The 16,450-nt window shown below is 57.6% G+C and carries 14 protein-coding genes and 1 tRNA gene; 4 read left to right on the forward strand and 11 right to left on the reverse strand.

All coding sequences use genetic code 11. The annotated features are described in order from the left end of the window. Window positions 1–25: 25 nt before the first annotated feature. The gene (locus tag K0V07_RS07865; RefSeq protein ID WP_220623982.1) at window positions 26–1,204 is read right to left on the reverse strand and encodes a glycosyltransferase family 9 protein; all 1,179 of its coding nucleotides are present in this window, start codon (window positions 1,202–1,204) and stop codon (window positions 26–28) included. 193 nt (window positions 1,205–1,397) lie between these two features. Here K0V07_RS07865 and K0V07_RS07870 point away from each other — a divergent pair, with 193 nt between their 5' ends. Next, entirely contained in the window at window positions 1,398–2,309 is a 912-nt protein-coding gene (locus K0V07_RS07870) for a glycosyltransferase (RefSeq protein WP_220623983.1), read from the forward strand. Window positions 2,310–2,318: 9 nt separating this feature from the next. Here the strand turns inward: K0V07_RS07870 and K0V07_RS07875 are convergent, their stop codons facing one another. From K0V07_RS07875 to K0V07_RS07920, 10 genes are all read right to left on the reverse strand, one after another. Then, complete coding sequence (locus K0V07_RS07875) at window positions 2,319–2,900, reverse strand: class I SAM-dependent methyltransferase (protein WP_220623984.1); 582 nt, start codon at window positions 2,898–2,900, stop codon at window positions 2,319–2,321. A 316-nt stretch (window positions 2,901–3,216) separates the two neighbouring features. Beyond that, on the reverse strand, window positions 3,217–4,143 hold the full coding sequence (locus K0V07_RS07880) for a hypothetical protein (protein WP_220623985.1): 927 nt from the start codon (window positions 4,141–4,143) through the stop codon (window positions 3,217–3,219). 41 nt (window positions 4,144–4,184) lie between these two features. Further along, window positions 4,185–5,087 (reverse strand): glycosyltransferase, encoded by a 903-nt coding sequence (locus K0V07_RS07885; protein WP_220623986.1) that lies wholly within the window; start codon window positions 5,085–5,087, stop codon window positions 4,185–4,187. A gap of 141 nt (window positions 5,088–5,228) precedes the next feature. Continuing rightward, entirely contained in the window at window positions 5,229–6,128 is a 900-nt protein-coding gene (locus K0V07_RS07890; RefSeq protein ID WP_220623987.1) for a hypothetical protein, read from the reverse strand. 99 nt (window positions 6,129–6,227) lie between these two features. Next, window positions 6,228–7,163: a hypothetical protein gene (locus tag K0V07_RS07895; protein WP_220623988.1), complete on the reverse strand. Its 936-nt coding sequence runs from the start codon at window positions 7,161–7,163 to the stop codon at window positions 6,228–6,230. Between the two features lie 3 nt (window positions 7,164–7,166). Further along, the gene (locus K0V07_RS07900) at window positions 7,167–8,852 is read right to left on the reverse strand and encodes an ABC transporter ATP-binding protein (RefSeq protein ID WP_220623989.1); all 1,686 of its coding nucleotides are present in this window, start codon (window positions 8,850–8,852) and stop codon (window positions 7,167–7,169) included. Window positions 8,853–9,021: 169 nt separating this feature from the next. After that, on the reverse strand, window positions 9,022–9,879 hold the full coding sequence (gene rfbA / locus K0V07_RS07905; RefSeq protein WP_220623990.1) for a glucose-1-phosphate thymidylyltransferase RfbA: 858 nt from the start codon (window positions 9,877–9,879) through the stop codon (window positions 9,022–9,024). Window positions 9,880–9,960: 81 nt separating this feature from the next. Continuing rightward, complete coding sequence (gene rfbB / locus K0V07_RS07910) at window positions 9,961–11,028, reverse strand: dTDP-glucose 4,6-dehydratase (RefSeq protein ID WP_255568178.1); 1,068 nt, start codon at window positions 11,026–11,028, stop codon at window positions 9,961–9,963. Window positions 11,029–11,217: 189 nt separating this feature from the next. Continuing rightward, window positions 11,218–13,056, reverse strand: a complete 1,839-nt coding sequence (gene typA, locus K0V07_RS07915) for a translational GTPase TypA (protein WP_220623991.1) — start codon at window positions 13,054–13,056, stop codon at window positions 11,218–11,220. Between the two features lie 233 nt (window positions 13,057–13,289). Further along, window positions 13,290–13,772, reverse strand: coding sequence for a hypothetical protein (locus K0V07_RS07920; protein ID WP_220623992.1), 483 nt, complete (start codon window positions 13,770–13,772; stop codon window positions 13,290–13,292). Window positions 13,773–13,904: 132 nt separating this feature from the next. Here K0V07_RS07920 and K0V07_RS07925 point away from each other — a divergent pair, with 132 nt between their 5' ends. The 3 genes from K0V07_RS07925 to K0V07_RS07935 all read left to right on the forward strand — a co-directional run bounded on the left by K0V07_RS07925 (window position 13,905) and on the right by K0V07_RS07935 (window position 16,065). Further along, window positions 13,905–15,014: an oligogalacturonate lyase family protein gene (locus K0V07_RS07925; protein ID WP_220623993.1), complete on the forward strand. Its 1,110-nt coding sequence runs from the start codon at window positions 13,905–13,907 to the stop codon at window positions 15,012–15,014. Window positions 15,015–15,307: 293 nt separating this feature from the next. Continuing rightward, a tRNA-Thr gene (locus K0V07_RS07930) sits at window positions 15,308–15,383 on the forward strand. Between the two features lie 196 nt (window positions 15,384–15,579). Then, window positions 15,580–16,065 carry a hypothetical protein gene (locus tag K0V07_RS07935; protein ID WP_220623994.1) on the forward strand — a complete coding sequence of 162 codons (486 nt, stop codon included), beginning with the start codon at window positions 15,580–15,582 and terminating at the stop codon, window positions 16,063–16,065. Window positions 16,066–16,450: the final 385 nt, after the last annotated feature.

The following is a 16,450-nucleotide window of genomic DNA, read 5'->3' on the forward strand; positions in this document are numbered from 1 at the left end:
GGTTTGAGGGCGCGTAGCCCCAAAATCAAGTGTCCAGCGCGGTCCGCATCTGCTCGGCAAAGGCGCGGACGTCGATCTCGTGGACGCAGCGCGGGACCGGGTAGGGGCACTCCCAGTCGCAGCCGTAACAGGGGAGGCGGTGATGGAGCCAGACCTGGCGGGCTGAGCGCGTCCAGGGTCCCCACTGGCCGAATTGGCCCCCTGCCAACACGATGAAGGCGCGTTTGTCCAGGGCGGTGGCGAGGTGGGCGGTAAAGGTATCGGTGCTGACCACCGCGTGCGCCTGGCCGACCTGCTCGACGAAGGCTTTCAGGCTGGCCCGGCAGGAGACCTCGGTTTTCAGGTCGGGACGCTTTTCGCGCAGAAACGCTGCCAGCTCCGTAAGTTTGTTTTCCTGGGAGGGGCTACCGCAGAGACGAAGCAGGTCGATGCGGTCCGCAGTAAAGGGAGCGACGAGCTGAAGGAGTAGCTCGGGCGGGATGTCGCGGATCGGCTCGGAGCCCAGAGGAGATACGATCAGGGTCGCGTTCGTATCCTCAGGGGCTGGCATTTGCGGGAGGAGGGCCTCGACATTCGCTGGGGCGGGTGAGATCTGCGAGAGCACCGCCAGGTGGCGGTACAGTTCGGTCGGCTGCGTGGGGGTTGTAGGGGGTGTAAATACCAGCGGCTTCAGCCACCCGGATTCGCTCTTGCGTAGCCAGTCTTCGTCCTGACTGGAGGGCAGGGCGAGGGCGTGAATGCTTTTCGCCTGTATCCAGCTCAAACAAAGTGAAAAGAAGTCGCTGCGCTGGTGGCGCAGGCAGATGAGCTCGTCGCAGGCGATGGCACTGAGTTGAGCGCGGATCTTAGCGCATTTTTCCTGTTCCTTGCGCGGCCGACAGTCAAAGGGGATGGCGAGTCGGGGAAACCCCGGCAGAAGTATCTCTGCCAGGGGCTCTGCCACCTCGGAGACGATGAGCAGGCACTGCTCAGGAGGATGATTACCACAGGCCGCGCGGATACTGGCCGATGACAGTAGCAGGTCGCCCAGGCGGTCGGGCTTGAAGATCACCCGTTTATACGCACGCGTAGCTTCAGCACCGGGCATGTGCCCACGCAGCCTGTTATAGGCCCGTTGGCTTTTGATTCTTCTCAACCACTTCACAGCGTTCAGGATGCGCCCGTAAAAGGCGCTGGCTGCGCCGGGCAGTTCAGGTCGCAGCATCCGTAGCCAGTGCCCCCGAGGCAAGTCAATTACTCAAACGGGATAAGACTGGCAGGTTGGACTGGATTTTTAGATCATCCGGGCTTAGCTTCCTACCTTCTCTTTTCTGTCTCATCGCGCCTATCATGCATCTTCCCGGATTGGCTGAAGTGGGTTGAGGGGATGAAAAGGGGCCGCGTTAAAAAGGACATCCATGGAGACCATCGTAGCAGTTTTTTCTTACAAACGGGCAGATAAGCTCCGGGCCGTTCTGGACGCCCTGAAGGGGCAGTCGATCGACAAAGTTTATCATTTTTGCGATGGGGCACGGACACCGGCCGACCAGGAGGCCGTCGAGGAAAACCGCCGTCTAGTGCAGGCTTTCGATCCCGGCTGCCCGCAGGAGGTTGTCCTGCGCGAGAAAAACCTCGGCCTTGCGGCAAATCTCGTGGGTGGGCTCAACTACGTCTTTGAGCGGCATGAGACGGCAATCATCCTGGAGGATGATATTGTTCCGAGGCCGGGCTTCTTTGAGTATATGAGCAGCGCGTTAGAGCGTTTTTCGGACCGTAAAGACATCTTCTCCGTCTCTGCCGCCCATGAACTCAAAGGCTACCCTGGGGAGTTGCCGGAGCTGTTTCTGAGTCGACGTTTTTTCTGCTGGGGGTGGGCCAGCTGGGCGGACCGCTGGCAGGCGATCAGCGAGGATGTTACCGCTGGGGTCATCCCCTACAAAAAGTATTGGGAGGTGCCCAGGCATAGTGGTGGTGACTTTCCGTGGTTGGTCAGGAGTCATTACCTGGGCCGAAATGCTAACCTGTGGGCTTTCAAGGTTGCCCTTCATACCATGTCACGAGAGTGGACGCATGTCTGCTGCCGTGATATCCTGGTGGACAACATTGGTTTCGACGGCACGGGTGAGAATTGCCCGGAGGATGCCGAAGCTTTGGCATCTGCGACCATGCCTGCGCACCGGGTCGATGATATGCCCGAGCCGGAGACTTCACCGCTGATTGATGCAGCTGTGGCCGCGGCTCATGTGGTCGATGAGGGGAGCCATTGCAAGCGTCTCCGGCGCCGGCTATCCTACTACTTTATGCGGCTTATGGGCTCCGGGAACGCTTGAGCAGAGTGCTCAAACCAGATGCTCCCGGGCGAACTCTGCGTCCGGTATTGTCCGACTTCCGAACTGTTTACGGTACCGCTTGCACCGCTTAGCCGATGAGCGGCGAATCTTTTTCAGGAGTCTCTTGCTGGTCGGCTCCTTGGAGAAAAGATGGATGTCGTAGTCGCTGCAAAAATGGTAGCCAAATGCCTGACCTAAGCGCCTGAGGCTTTCCTCAGTGTAGAATGCAACGTGTTGACCATCGTCCAGAAAATACCACCAGTCTGGGTCCTGACCGGTGTATAGGCATGTGCTGAAGAACACATACTCCGGGTCGAAGGCAAAGATTTCCTTGAAGTCCGTCATCGGGTCAGGGAAATGCTCGGCCACCTCAAAGGCCGTGATCATGCGTGGCTTTGTCCCGGCGGGTAGCCGGTCTGCTTCAAACCCAATCGCAAAAACATTGGAGGCGTACCGGTCATAATAATGGTAGTTCATACCATAGTCCCGGCATATTCGGACCATCATCCCAGTCCCTGCTCCGAAGTCCAGGCAGGGCTCGTCCCCACCGATCCCCAGCTTGTCCGCGAGGGCGACCGTCAGCTGTCCCATCCCCAGTGAGCGAGATACCATCCCTGTGTCCGGGGCGAAGGATAACTGTGCATAAGCCTCCTCCAGCCAGTACGGTGGCTCTGTTTGCACATGCCCACATTCCGGGCACTTATAGAACGCCACCGGATATTTCTTTACCAATTGTTTCTGGAAAAAGAAATGGGTGCTTGAGCCACAGATACGACAGTTCGTTGTGGCGTCTGTTGGGTGATGAGTAGTGATAGGGGCGTCCGGTTGATTTTAGATGTTTTTCGCTCTGCGAATCCTGGATAATTTCATTATCAAATGATGTGACGGAGCCAACAAAAAATGCGTGTCAGCCGGCCGGGTTTTCCCAGTAGCCCTGAGAGTAAAGATCGTCAACGGGCTGGAAGTCCTCCAGTCTTAGCGTCTGCGATTCCTGGGTGATCTCGTAGCGGGGGATGCCAGCGATAAAGGCGCTCCAGTGATTGAAGGTCGAAGGCGGGCCCATGACATAGTCGCACACGCTCAGTGCGTACAAATCACCGGTGAGCGACCCGGGGCCGGGCTTCCAGTCAACCCCGGGAAAGGCATCGGTGGGTATGGGTTCATCTGAGCAGGCAATGAACGTCGCCTTACGCCCGCCCAGGTTGCTCACGAGCGACTTGGCGAGTTGGGCGTATTGATCCAACGAGAAGTAAAACTCGCCGCCTCCGAACTCTCTGTAGTCGCCGCGCCGGATATGGACGCCGACTAGAATGTCTTCGGCCTCGGCTCGTACCTGCTCGAGGTATTGACGCTCCGCGTTGCTGGGCTTGAGGGCGAGAAGTTCCTGCAACTGTGCACGGTGCTTTTGCAGGATGGCAGGATGGCAGTAAGTGTAAAAGCTTGGCAGGAGCGTCAGTCGGCAGTTGAAAACAGCAGCCAGTGACTCCGGAGAGGATAGCAGGAGCGGTTCGGCCTTGGTTCCTTCAAGGATTTGGCAGCGCAACAGTCGCTGTAAAAAGGGGGACTTGAGAGTCCAGTCCAATATCTTTCTCTGAAGCCGACGCCAATGCTTGCGGATCGGGTGCCCGGCATAGTGGACCAGGCTGGTGTCATAACTCTCCAGGCTGTAGAGCTTGACTCTAAAGCCGTACTCCAGGGCTGTGGCCAGCGTATACGCTGTGCACTGGAGGCGGTTCCCGAAGCGGCCACTTCGGCTGATCATGGCTACCGTCGGGCGCTTGAAGCGCCGTTTTTCCGCAGGGAGGCTGGGGATTTGTCGAGGGTCTCTGCGCACGGAGGGTGGTTCTGGAGTCGGAGATTGCATGTTGGGCCTCTCTATGCCCAGTCCGGAAGGGTGCGCTTGAGCAACCAACGCTTGAAGCCGGTGACGGGCCCTGCGGGGGCTGGCCACGGATTGAAAGAGCGCATGCGTTTCTTGGCGGGCCCCTGAAAGTGCAACATCAGCGCAGGGATGACCTCGCCGCTGTCCTCGCGCTTGAGGGTGGGGACGAGCCTGCCGTCCTGTTGTTCCCAGCGCACGCACTTCACCGTGCGCCGTCCGGCTTTAGCACTGACGAAGCCATCGGGCACGTGTATGTTAATATCCAAGTACCCGGCGCAGGAGATTTTGTCGTACTGCTGGCCGTCTTGCCCGGAGGAGATGTACTCGTAGAAGAGCTGCATTTCGCCGAGGGTTTTGAGCTGCTTCTTCTTGCGGGCCTCATCGTGGAGGCGCTGTGCGTTCGCGAGGTACTCTTCGTCGGTATACCGGCTCAGGATGTGGTCGAGGAAGCCGTCCAGCGGCCCCCGAATGACCGAGAAGTGCGGCGACCAACCGCAGCAGTACAGATGCTTATCACCGAGTTGGGCCAGGAAGGGGCTGACATCCCCGAAAACCATGACATCGCTGTCGACCAGGAAGAGCGTGCGCCCGCCCAGTTCCTGGCGCAGGGTTTCGAGCATATACCAGCGCTCCAGCACGAAGCGTTCGTAGAACTCGTCAAAGACGGAGATGTGGCGGTAGCTCTTTTTGAAGCGTTCCAGTTTCTCCGAGGGTAGAGAGGCAAAACTCCGGCACTCGACCTGGTATTCATCTTTCCAGTCTGGAGTATGTTCACTGACTAGAATAATCCCGGCTTCGGGGTTCGAGCTGCGCACGCTTTCGACCGCGAAGCGCAGGTACTTCGGGAGTCGACCATAATGAAAGAATACGAAACTGGGGGGCTGAGCGGTTTCCACGGTATAGCCTGGGTGGGTCTGTTTAGGTCCATCGGGCAGTCCCGAATAGATTAAACTGAGGTATCATGAATTCGGGCCGGATGGGGTCAATGGCATATTGGGTAGCTCCAAGACAGTGAACAAAGCCCCGCTTCGCCCGCTTTACCAGTAGCAGCCGTCTTCTACCACGCCGATTTTGGAGGGGCGTTCGTCCCCGCTGGGAGTGACCCAGTGCTCATTGATGTACGGGGTAAAGGGCGTGTCAGCCTCCGCCCAACGTTTCCCGGTGACTCCGAACCATGCCTGTGTCGATCCGCCCAGATGAATGCCGATCTTACCCTGCTGTTTGGCATGTGTGCACAGGGGCATGGACCAGGCACCAGCCCCTACGAGCATAACGTCGTAATCGATGGTGTCCATCTGTGCTTTGAGCGCATCAAGTGCACTGAACCAGTCTGGGTACTGTGGTTCATCAAGCATGTAGGAATAGAGGGGGACCTTGAGGCCCTTGATCTCGAACTCCGGCAATACCGTGTGGGGGTGGCGTTCCCAGATCAGTTCGCGTTTGCGGTATTGCTGTATGATGCTCTCGCAGAAGGGCGAGACCACGAGCACGCGCTTACCGGCCAGCTCTTCCGTCCAGGGCGTATACTCCACTCGGTTGATGCAATCGAGCCCGCGAAAGGGGATCAGAGTGGCTTGAGGGACGTATTTGGTGAGGATATTCTCTTCGCCCTTGTTATACCAGGCGATCAGCATGTCCGCCTCGGGTAGTATCTCCCGGTAGAGCCGCACCATCCGGTAGAAGATATCCTTACGCATGGGGTAGACGCCGGAAAGCTCGTACAGAGTTTTTCCTGGGCGCTTCCAGCTCAGGTTATAAGGAAAAGGCGGGCGGAACCACCGCTCGGCGAAACGCAGGCACTTACACTCGGTGCCGCCAATTTTACCAATGACTGCCGGTGTGGAGGATGAGATCGTATCCCGTATGCGTGCGATGGCGTCCTCAACACTCAAGAGCGTGCGACCTGCATAAGACTGTGGAGCGGCTGGTTGTGTCATGGGTTGTTGTATGCGGTTGCTTCAGAAAACGGTGCTCTGCCCCCGGGCGCAAACCAAACTTACCGTGAGAGTACCCATACGTGGGACGGGAAGTCCTGCTTAAAAGGGGAGCTTTTTACGTAGCTTGCGGGCGTATTTGTGTAGGGTAAACGAGCGTCGGTTTCTTTTCCAATCCCTGACGATCGCCGGGTCGCTCAAGCGTACCCAATCTTTCATCTGCCATTTAGCTTTGCCTCCGCAATGGAGCCCCAGAAAGGGAATCTTTTCTCCATCCTCAAGCCAAAGGCCGTATGGGCGTCCATTTTCCCAGTAAAGGCGAACGAGGCCATCCTGCATCTCCCAGCCTGTCTCGACGCCCATATTGTGGTCGATGGCCTGCTGCCCTCGATACTCGGAGGGGCAGGTATTCAGGACGCGGTCCCGGTTACGCTCATAGAGCAGCCCGATGGCTATCATTTCCGTGACGGCGGCCGGGTTGTGAGGATTGCTATCGCCCCCGTGCTTGAGATAGTCCTCGTCGAGCTCACGACTCAGAGAGCTTGGCTCAAACATCTCGCGCATGATGTCCACCATTTGGTCCAGCAGCGTGACATCCTGAAGCAGCGAAAGGGCTCCTGTCGCTGTGATCAGCCCTGTCTGTGCGCGGCTCACCGTGAGCCCCCAGGGGGCCAACTCGGTCCGTAGCTCAACCAGGTCACCAAAGATAAGCACGTCGGTGTCTATGATGAAGCAGCTCTCCAGCTCATGCGCTTTGATAAAATCACGCATGAAGGCCCACTTCTGAAAGCAGAAACGCAGCCACTCCGCATGCCGGGGCACCGGGTTGCGGTGGCGATAAAGCTCTCCGATCTCCCTGGCCGTCTGGAAATAGTCGCTGTAGGCGTAGTGCTCGACGCCCTTATAGTACCGGTTTATGTCGTCTCCCAGCAGGATGAGCCGAGAGTCCGGGTTGGACTGTCGGGCCTGGGCAATCGTGTGAGAGATATAAAAGCTGTCGCCCTGGTGGGGGATCAGGATGGCTGGAGCCGAAGGCATCGTTTAGGATTGGTTGGTGACAAGCTTCTGGAAGACAGGAGAGGTCAGCATCAGTTCTTCATGGGTGCCAGAAGCCACGATTTTCCCGCCGTCAAAGACCAACAGTCGCTCGGCGTGTTTGAAGGTGCTGCGGCGGTGCGCGATGGTGATGACCGTGCGATTTTTGACGAGTTTATCGATCGCTGACTGGATGCAGGCCTCGCTCTCGGCGTCCAGCGCAGAGGTCGCTTCGTCGAGCAAGAGAATCGGTGCGTCTCTGAGGATCGCGCGTGCGATGGCGATACGCTGTTTCTGGCCCCCTGAGAGCAGGCGACCGTTTTCGCCGCAGGATGTGTTATAGCCTTCCTTGAAGTCGCTGATGAAATCGTGGGCGTAGGCTTCGCGGGCCGCCTGCATGACTTCCTCGTCGGTGGCGCCTGGCCGACCTAGACGAATGTTCTCTAAGAGCGAAATATTAAAGAGCACCGGGTGCTGCGATACCAGGGCGATCTGATTGCGCAGGTCTGCGAGGCGCATGTCCTGACTGGCAATATCGTCGATCTGGATGGTGCCCGAAGTCGGATCGTAGAGCCGGGGTATCAGCTTCATGAACGTGGACTTACCCGAGCCACTTGGGCCGACCAATGCGCAGTGCTGGCCAGCCGGGATGGTCACGCTGATATCTTCCAGCACCGGGGTGTCCACTTTATACTCAAAGGATACATTCTCGAAGGTTACGCTCCCCCGGACTTTATTGACTGTGACGGGGTTCTCCGGGTCCGTTATCGGGTTTTCCAGTTGGAGTGTCTGCTCCAGACGGTCGAAGGAGGCGTGGGAGCTGTGGAAATTGTTTACGATGTTCAGGATCTTCTTGAGCGGATCCAGCGTCATGTAGAGGGCGAATCCCAACCCGGCAAACGTACCATAGTCGATGTTGGAATAGTACGCATACAAAAACAAACCTGCGATGATCGTGATGGACATGATCTCCATGATCGGGTTCTGCATGCGCTGGTACTTGATCATCTTGAGCTCGTTCTGGATGTATTTATCCATCTCGATATTGTAGAACATGCGCTGCTGGTCTTCGAGGTTGAAGGCCCGGACCTCTTGCACCGCATCCAGGTTTTCCTTCGTCATCTGAGTCATCGAGGCGTAGCTCTCTTGGAGTTGCTTGCCCCGTCTCTTCAGCTTTTTGCGCAGCAATATCACCGGGATGGCGAAGCAGAAGGCTGCTGCGATAAACCCCAGAAAGAACGCGGTCTCACGGCTATCCCAAGAGAGGTAAACCAGGGCACTGATCCCCGATATCATGATGAACGGCTGCCGTAGTAACTCGGTGAGTACCTCCATCACCACGGTTTGCACGCGGCCGGTATCGCTGCCGATACGCGTCAGCGTGTCTCCGGTTGAACGGCTGTCAAAATACGAAATCGGCAGTTGCTGGAGCTTATGAAAGATATCGTTGCGCAACTGCTTCATGCTGCGCCAGCTGCAGATGCTCATCAGGTAGGAGCTGAAGAAGTTACTGATGCCACGGATCGCAAAAACCAGCGGTAGCAACGCAGCTACGCCGATAATTTTCCAGGTCTCAACCTCGATCGCTTCCTTACCGGCCTCGTGAAGGAAATTCTTGATGACTTTTTCCGTGATGACGGGCAGCCCGAAGCCGCTGAGCACGCTATAAATAAGCCCACATGTAAAAGCCACGGCAAAGAGCTTCCAATGCGGTCTTATGTATCTGCTGTATTTGAGTATATGCTTGAACACAATTAACTGCAATCTCTGCCTTCGGGCCTTTCAAAGGCAACCCAAATCTCCCGACGCAGATGGTTGGCAAGAGGCTCATTCCCCCCCTCTGGTAGATGAATTTCAGGTATTACTGTAGCTTGAGGAGGTAGTCGCCGTACCCGCTTTTGGCGTATTGTTGGGCGAGGTCGGCGAGTTGGTCTCTGGAAATGTAGCCCATGCGCCAGGCGACCTCCTCGATGCATCCGATTTTAGTCCCTTGGCGCTCCTCGATCACGCGTACAAAGGTGGAGGCCTCGTTCAGCGAGGCGAAGGTCCCGGTATCCAGCCAGGCGATGCCTCTGTTAAACGGGCGCACATTCAGGCATCCCTGCCCCAGGTAGGCGTTGATGACAGAGGTGATCTCGTATTCGCCCCGGGCTGACGGCTGGACGGACTTAGCGATATCACAGACCTGCTCATCAAAGAAATACAGGCCCGGAATCGCGTAATTGCTCTTGGGGTGGGGTGGTTTTTCCTCGATGGAGAGGGTCTTCCCGTCGGCTGAGAACTCTACCACGCCGTATCGCTCTGGATCTTTGACCGGCGCGGCGAAGATCGTGCAGCCGGGATTTTTTGACTGTTGACGAAGCATTCCCCCAAAGCCGGACCCATAGAAGATATTGTCACCCAAAATGAGGGCGGCTTTCTCTCCGGCCAAAAAGTCTTCCCCGATCACAAAGGCTTGAGCCAGACCATCGGGGGCCGCCTGCTCGGCGTAGCTGAATGAACAGCCTAATTTTGCTCCGTCTCCCAGTAGGGCTTCGAAACTGGCCCGGTCCTGCGGCGTGGTAATGAAAAGAATCTCCCGGATGCCCGCCAGCATCAGGACGGAGAGCGGGTAGTAGATCATCGGCTTATCGTAAACCGGGATGAGCTGCTTCGAAATCGCCAGCGTGATCGGGTGCAGACGCGTGCCGGACCCTCCTGCCAGGATAATGCCTTTCATTGTCTGTTAATGGTAGGGGGACGTATCGGGCTGACTCAAGCCGCAATACTGGACCCCGGCTGAATATAAATCTCCGCCCAGTTATGCGCGCCGGGTGTCGAGGCCGAGTCGATTCAGTTGGTACTCTCCACTCAGGATGTGTTCCCACCAGGTTCGGTTGTCCAGGTACCATTGGACGGTTTTGCGCAGGCCGGAGGTCAGACTTTCTGTCGGAGACCAGTCCAGCTCACGCTGGATCTTACGTGAATCGATGGCATACCGCAGGTCGTGCCCCGGACGCTCTTCGACGAACGAGATCAGGCTCTCGTAGCTCTTGCCGTCGGGGGCAGGCTGAAGCTCGTCGAGGAGCTGGCAGAGCATTTTGACCAGGTCGATGTTCCGGCATTCGCTATTGCCCCCGATGTTGTAGGTCTCACCGGGCTTGCCGTGCTGCCAGGCTTTCCAGAGCGCCCGGCAGTGGTCACCCACATAGAGCCAGTCGCGGACATTCTCCCCCTTGCCGTAGACGGGGATGGGCTCTCCCTTGAGGCACTTGAGGATGGCGACCGGGATGAGCTTTTCCGGAAACTGGTAGGGGCCGTAATTGTTTGAGCAGTTTGTGACGATCACCGGCAGCCCATAGGTGTGGTGCCAGGCGTGTGCCAGATGGTCAGAGGCGGCCTTGCTGGCAGAGTAGGGGGAACGCGGCTGATAGGCCGTCGTTTCGCTGAAGGCCGGATCGCTGGGGCCGAGGGAGCCGTAAACCTCGTCTGTGGAGACGTGCAGGAAGCGGAACTGCCCGCGCTTACTCTCGGTGAGGCTGTGGTAGTGCTCCAAGGCTCCTTGCAGGAGGTTATAAGTGCCCAGGATGTTCGTCTGGATAAACTGATCGGGGCCGTCGATCGAGCGGTCCACATGGGACTCGGCAGCCAGATGCAGGACGCCATCGGGCTGATGCTCGGCGAACAGCTTGCGTACAGCACTGGCGTCGCACAGGTCGGTCTGGCAAAAGGTGTAGTTGGGCCGGTCTTTGATGTCGGCCAGAGATTCCAGGTTGCCCGCGTAGGTGAGCTTGTCGACATTGACTACGTGCACCTCTGGTTGCGTAACCAGATACCTGACCAGATTTGAGCCGATGAAACCTGCTCCGCCAGTGAGGAGTAACTTCATGATGTTGAGTTGTGCGGCAAGCTGTGTCATGGCCGCCCGGTTATGCCGTTAACGCATGAACGAGGGGCCGGGAGGTCGTTGCTGTTCACCCTCTCACATTTGGGCACGCAGAGGCAAGGGCGCAATGCTGGTGCCCTGCGCGAATCTCTTGCCAGCGGTTGGGCCTGCAACCCTCGCCGAGTGGTCCGTTTAGTCGCGCTTCATGCGCTTGGTGATCTTGCGGCGCATCTCGGAGTCGAGGATACGCTTGCGCAGGCGCAGGTGGTGCGGGGTGACCTCTACCAGCTCGTCGGCGGCGATGTACTCGATCGCACGCTCCAGCGAGAAGCGGATGGGCGGGGCCAGCTGGACATTTTTGTCGTTCCCGGAGGAGCGCATGTTGTCGAGGTGCTTGGCCTTGCAGGGGTTGACCGGGAGGTCTTCCTTACGGGGGCATTCGCCCACGATCTGGCCGTTGTAAATATCCTCACCGGGGGCGACGAAGAGCTTGCCGCGCGCCTGGATGATGTCGAGGGAGTAGGGCATACTCGTGCCCGTTTCCATCGAGACGAGGGTACCGGTCTGGCGGGTGACGATCTCGCCGCTGCGCGGGCGATACTCCAGGAACATATGTGAGCACACGCCGTGGCCGCTGGTCAGGGTGACCAGATCGCTCTCAAAGCCGATCAGCCCGCGGGTGGAAATCTCCGCCTCGACGGTGACGCCTGCCGCATGGTGCTCCATGTTCGTGATCTGGGCCTTGCGGTTGGAGAGGTTCTCCATGACCGAGCCGAGCATGTCCTCGGGGACTTCGACCCAGACCTGCTCGTAAGGCTCGCATGTGGTGCCGTCGATTTCTTTATAAAGCACGGTCGGGCGCGAGGCCATGACCTCGTAGCCTTCACGGCGCATGGTCTCCAGCAGCACGGCGATCTGCATCGCTCCACGGGCTGCGACGAGGAAGCGCGTGCCCTCGTCGGTGTCTCGGACCTGGATGGAAATGTTACTCTTGGTCTCGCGGATGAGGCGCTCGCGGATTTGGCGCGAGGTCACCTTCTTGCCGTCTTTACCGGCCAGCGGACCGTCATTGACGTGAAATTCCATCTCGATCGTGGCCGGGTCAATGGTCACAAACGGCATGGGCTCGGCTTCCTTTTCGGCGGCGAGGGTGTCCCCGATGTCGATCTCTTCAAAGCCAGCGATGCCCACGATGTCGCCTGCACCCATGGTCTCGACAGGGGTCACCCCGAGGCCGGTGAAGCGGATGAGCTTGGTGATCTTGATGCGCTGGCGTTCGCCGTTTTTGCGCAGAGCGTAAATGGTGTCACCGTTGGAAACTGTGCCCGAGAGGATACGGCCGATGGCCAGGCGCCCGACGAAGTCGTCCCAGTCGATATTCGAGACCAGCATGCGGAACTCGCCCTCCTCGACCTGCGGGGCCGGGACGTGCTCGACGATCGTTTCAAAGAGGTCGGTCATGTTCTCGCGCGGGCCGTCCAGCTTGTTGTCGGCCCAGCCGTTCTTGGCCGAGGCATAGAGGAAGGGGGCGTTGAACTGGTCTTCGGAGGCCTCCAGATCGAGGAATAGCTCCAGCACCTTGTCGTGCACCCAGTCGGCGCGTGAAGTCTCGCGGTCCACTTTGTTGATCACGCAAATGGTCTTCAGGCCGTGGCCGAGGGCCTTGCGGAGCACCCAGCGGGTCTGGGCCTGCGGGCCGCCCACGGCGTCGGTGAGCAGCAGCACACCGTCCACCATCTTCATCACGCGCTCAACCTCGGCACCGAAGTCCGCGTGCCCTGGCGTGTCCACGATATTAATCGTGTAGCCGTTCCACTGGATGGCGGTGTTCTTGGCCTTGATGGTGATGCCCTTTTCGCGCTCGAGGTCCATGCTGTCCATGGCGCGCTCGGGGACGGCCTGGTTCTCGCGATAGGTGCCAGCTTGTTGCAGCAGACAGTCCACCAGGGTGGTCTTACCGTGGTCGACGTGTGCGATGATTGCGATATTGCGGATCTTTTCCGCTGTTGCGAGGGTGGCCGTGGCGCTCATAGAAATCTGAATAAAGCGCGCCAAGGTGACAGCTTTCCGGCAAATAGCGAGCCCGGAGTTGGGCGGACGCAAAACACCGTCCGCCCCCGATTCGTGGTCATTTTAGGGTCGATGAGGTGTTGCTGGCATCAACCCTCTAATCGGCAGTGGCTTACGGGATTGTTCTAAAAGCTTGGGATATTTATGCCACCGTGAGGTTGTTTGGGGCGACAAGCGTAATTTCTTTTTGTCGCTCAGTCGTCAGTCAGGCGCTTTTGCAGATCCCAGTCCTTGATCGCCTTCATCTGTTCTTTCGTTCCTATGTAGAGACTCCCGCATCCCTTCGTATAGGGGTTGCCGTTAGCGATCGGATAAAAACCCAGGTGCAGATAACCCTCGGCTGGGATCTTGATCCGCAGCTCAAAGGGGCCACTGCCACTCTCAAGGTAAAGCTTCTGGCCGGTCTTCAGCTGTGTCTTTCCATCGCCACGGGTCTGGGTGACGGTCAGTAGCATGATCGCCTCCTGGTGACTCTCCAGCTGGTAGTGCCCGCGTACGACGACTACGTCGCCCGGCTCGAAGTCCCCCCGCGTGGCGTAAACCTCCTCGATCTCGACGTGGTCCCCCTCCAGAAATGCGCTTGGCCCCAGCGTGTAGGGAACCTCGTGGATGACGACCTCGGCCCGCAGCAGAGACAGGCCTGCACATAGAATCAGCAGGGGTAGGAGGGCTTTCATAGCCCGAGTCTGGCCTTGTCCCGTGAGGGTGTCAATCAAGCTGAGCGAAGCGGCTGATCGAGGCTCGCCTTATGCGTATGTGTGCGTGGGGTCTTACTGGACTTTGACCGGTGATATTAAGAGAAAATTAGGATGCGTAGAGAACTCAAGACTCAGGCCGATCCTGTTTCCGGTATCGAGGTGACACAGCTCACGGATTACCGTGGGCACAGCCACCATCTGTATTTTACGAATCCGGGATGGTACGATGACGGCAAAAAGCTGCTCTTCGCATCGGACCGTGAGAACCGCAGAAACCTCTTTGGGCTGGATCTGAAAAGCGGCGACATCGAGCAGCTCACGGATCTGGATGAGCACTACCGGAGCTTTCTCTCGGTCTGCGTCAACCCCGTGCGCCCGGAGGCTTACTACCGGGACCGGGAGGGCTTTTACGCGCTTGATCTGCACACCGGCAAGAGCCGCCAGATTTACCACATCGACGGGGACTGGAGGCTCCACATGAGTAACTGCGACGCCAGCGGCGAGTATGTGTATGTCGGTATTTTTCATGACCCGCACAAGCTCTCCGAGCAGGGCTTTACGACCTTTGTGCAGATGTGGGAGTCCCGCCCCCTGAGCCGCATCGTCCAGATCGCCTGCCAGACCGGGGAGAGCCGGGTCATTTACGAAAAGGACTGCTGGACCGGGCACCTGAATACCTCTCCGACCCGCCCTGAGCTTATCAGCTTCTGCTACGAAGGCCCCTGGGACAAGGTGGGGCAGCGCATCTGGATCATGAATGTCGTCACCGGTAAAATTCATCCCCTGCGGCCTGTGACGGGTGAGGAGATGATCGGCCATGAGTACTGGTATGCCGACGGCGAGCACATCGGGTATCACGGGCATAAGCGCCCCGGCCTGGCCATGCTCGGTTTTATCCGCTACGACAATACCGACCAGTGCGATACGGACTTCCCGACGGGGGGCAACACCGGGCACATCTTTTCACTGGATGACCAGTTAATCGTCGGCGACGGGGACGGTCTGATTAAATGCTGGCGGCGTGAGGGTGATGGCTACTCCAAGCCCCGCATCATCTGCTCGCATGATTCCGGTTTGCGGTTTCAGATCACCCACCCGCATCCCCGTATCTCCCCCGATGGCCGCAGCATTATCTTCACCTCTGACCGCACCAGCTACGGCAACCTATACCGCGTACCGGTTCCGCCCTTCGAGGAGCTGGAGGAGTACGTTCAGCCCTAAGCGAGCGGGGGGCATCCCATGCAGCGATATAGGCGTGGGCCATGACTGCCCTGCCAATTGTCAGCATCGGGCCAGCTTATTCTGGGAATAACCCTACGCATCTGCCTGTTGGGTAAATCGCTGGAGGTGCCATCATAGAGTGGCTCATCACACGGCTTTGCAGAGAATGTGCGAATGCCGATATCCCACTTGACGAGTGCCCGGTGAGAGCTAGTATGCGCCCCAGATTGGCAAATGTCACTCGCGTGAACGACCGGCCCTCTGCGCCACGTTACGCCATGTTTCGCCAGCATGCCGGGTTAGCTCAGTTGGTAGAGCAACTGATTTGTAATCAGTAGGTCGTCGGTTCGACTCCGTCCCCCGGCTCCACTTTTCTCAAGCGGTTTTCGCTGATAAGCAGGGGCTTACGAGATGTTTGGGTATATGGGCCGAGTCTCATCCAGTCTCAATAAATTTCGCCCAGTCTCGAAAAACCCCCTGTTTTTGGGCAACTATTTGGGCAACTATTTTTGAGCTTTTCAGACCTGTTTCGGACGGATAGTCCTCATGGTAGTAATCCTGCCCGATGAGCGCTGCCCCGAAGTACGATCCCAACAACGAGATTTTTGTCCGACGTGAGGACTTTGACCGTGTCTTTTTGAAGGCCATCCCCAAGGCGACATTCCACCGCTGGGTCAGTGAAGGTAAGATCAAGAAGGCCCGGGACCTGGAGGGGTGGTACCTGCTGAACAAAACGCTCGTACACCAAGGGATGGAGCCAGTGGACGTCGAGGAGTTCCGACAGGAGCGGCAGGAGGTGCCCCAGGGCCTAAAGAACAGCCAGTTACTTTACATCGCCGTCCTGCAATCCGACGCCGCCTTCGAGATATTATCCCCACCGCGTTTTAAACTTCCCGGCACACTGACCCCGGAAGAGGTCGGCAAAATCCAAATCCTGAAGGCCGAACACCTGAAGGTCATGGACCTTTACACGGAACGGTCCGAGCGCATCATCTACCGGCATGGTTTCCTGGATGCCCTGGATGCGGCAGCTTTCGTTGATCGAGAATAAGTGGTAGGGGCTTGGGATGCGTCCCTAGGATATCTTCAGATATAATCCATGGCTATCATCATGGGATGGCCTTCATGCTGTGGCATCTGGGCGGTACTTCGGCTCCGAACTCTGCATGGTTGCTTAGGGCTTGTGCTGGAAACCCAGAACACAGCAGCGTCACCTGTCGTATCCATTTTGAGTAATGCTTTGCTCTATAGTTAGAACATAATGTGTATTGTCTCAGGTGAGCTGTTTTCGTAAATGATGGTGCCGTAGATGTGGTAATGAATACCCCAACATCCAGGCCGGATGACGATGCTTGTGCTGTCTATTGAAAACAGGGCAAGGCAAGTATTACTTGCGCACAGACGCTTTCCCATAAAATCAAACCCTAAGACCATAC

The sequence above is a fragment of the Ruficoccus sp. ZRK36 genome (genome assembly GCF_019603315.1).
In the GTDB taxonomy this organism is placed as follows: Bacteria; Verrucomicrobiota; Verrucomicrobiia; order Opitutales; family Cerasicoccaceae; genus Ruficoccus.

Coding starts and splice junctions, on each gene's coding strand:
- K0V07_RS07865 (WP_220623982.1), bottom strand. CDS start 1,204: ATGCTGCGACCTGAACTGCCCGGCGCAGCCAGCGCCTTTTACGGGCGC.
- K0V07_RS07870 (WP_220623983.1), top strand. CDS start 1,398: ATGGAGACCATCGTAGCAGTTTTTTCTTACAAACGGGCAGATAAGCTC.
- K0V07_RS07875 (WP_220623984.1), bottom strand. CDS start 2,900: ATGGGACAGCTGACGGTCGCCCTCGCGGACAAGCTGGGGATCGGTGGG.
- K0V07_RS07890 (WP_220623987.1), bottom strand. CDS start 6,128: ATGACACAACCAGCCGCTCCACAGTCTTATGCAGGTCGCACGCTCTTG.
- K0V07_RS07895 (WP_220623988.1), bottom strand. CDS start 7,163: ATGCCTTCGGCTCCAGCCATCCTGATCCCCCACCAGGGCGACAGCTTT.
- rfbA (WP_220623990.1), bottom strand. CDS start 9,879: ATGAAAGGCATTATCCTGGCAGGAGGGTCCGGCACGCGTCTGCACCCG.
- rfbB (WP_255568178.1), bottom strand. CDS start 11,028: ATGAAGTTACTCCTCACTGGCGGAGCAGGTTTCATCGGCTCAAATCTG.
- typA (WP_220623991.1), bottom strand. CDS start 13,056: ATGAGCGCCACGGCCACCCTCGCAACAGCGGAAAAGATCCGCAATATC.
- K0V07_RS07920 (WP_220623992.1), bottom strand. CDS start 13,772: ATGAAAGCCCTCCTACCCCTGCTGATTCTATGTGCAGGCCTGTCTCTG.
- K0V07_RS07925 (WP_220623993.1), top strand. CDS start 13,905: ATGCGTAGAGAACTCAAGACTCAGGCCGATCCTGTTTCCGGTATCGAG.
- K0V07_RS07935 (WP_220623994.1), top strand. CDS start 15,580: ATGAGCGCTGCCCCGAAGTACGATCCCAACAACGAGATTTTTGTCCGA.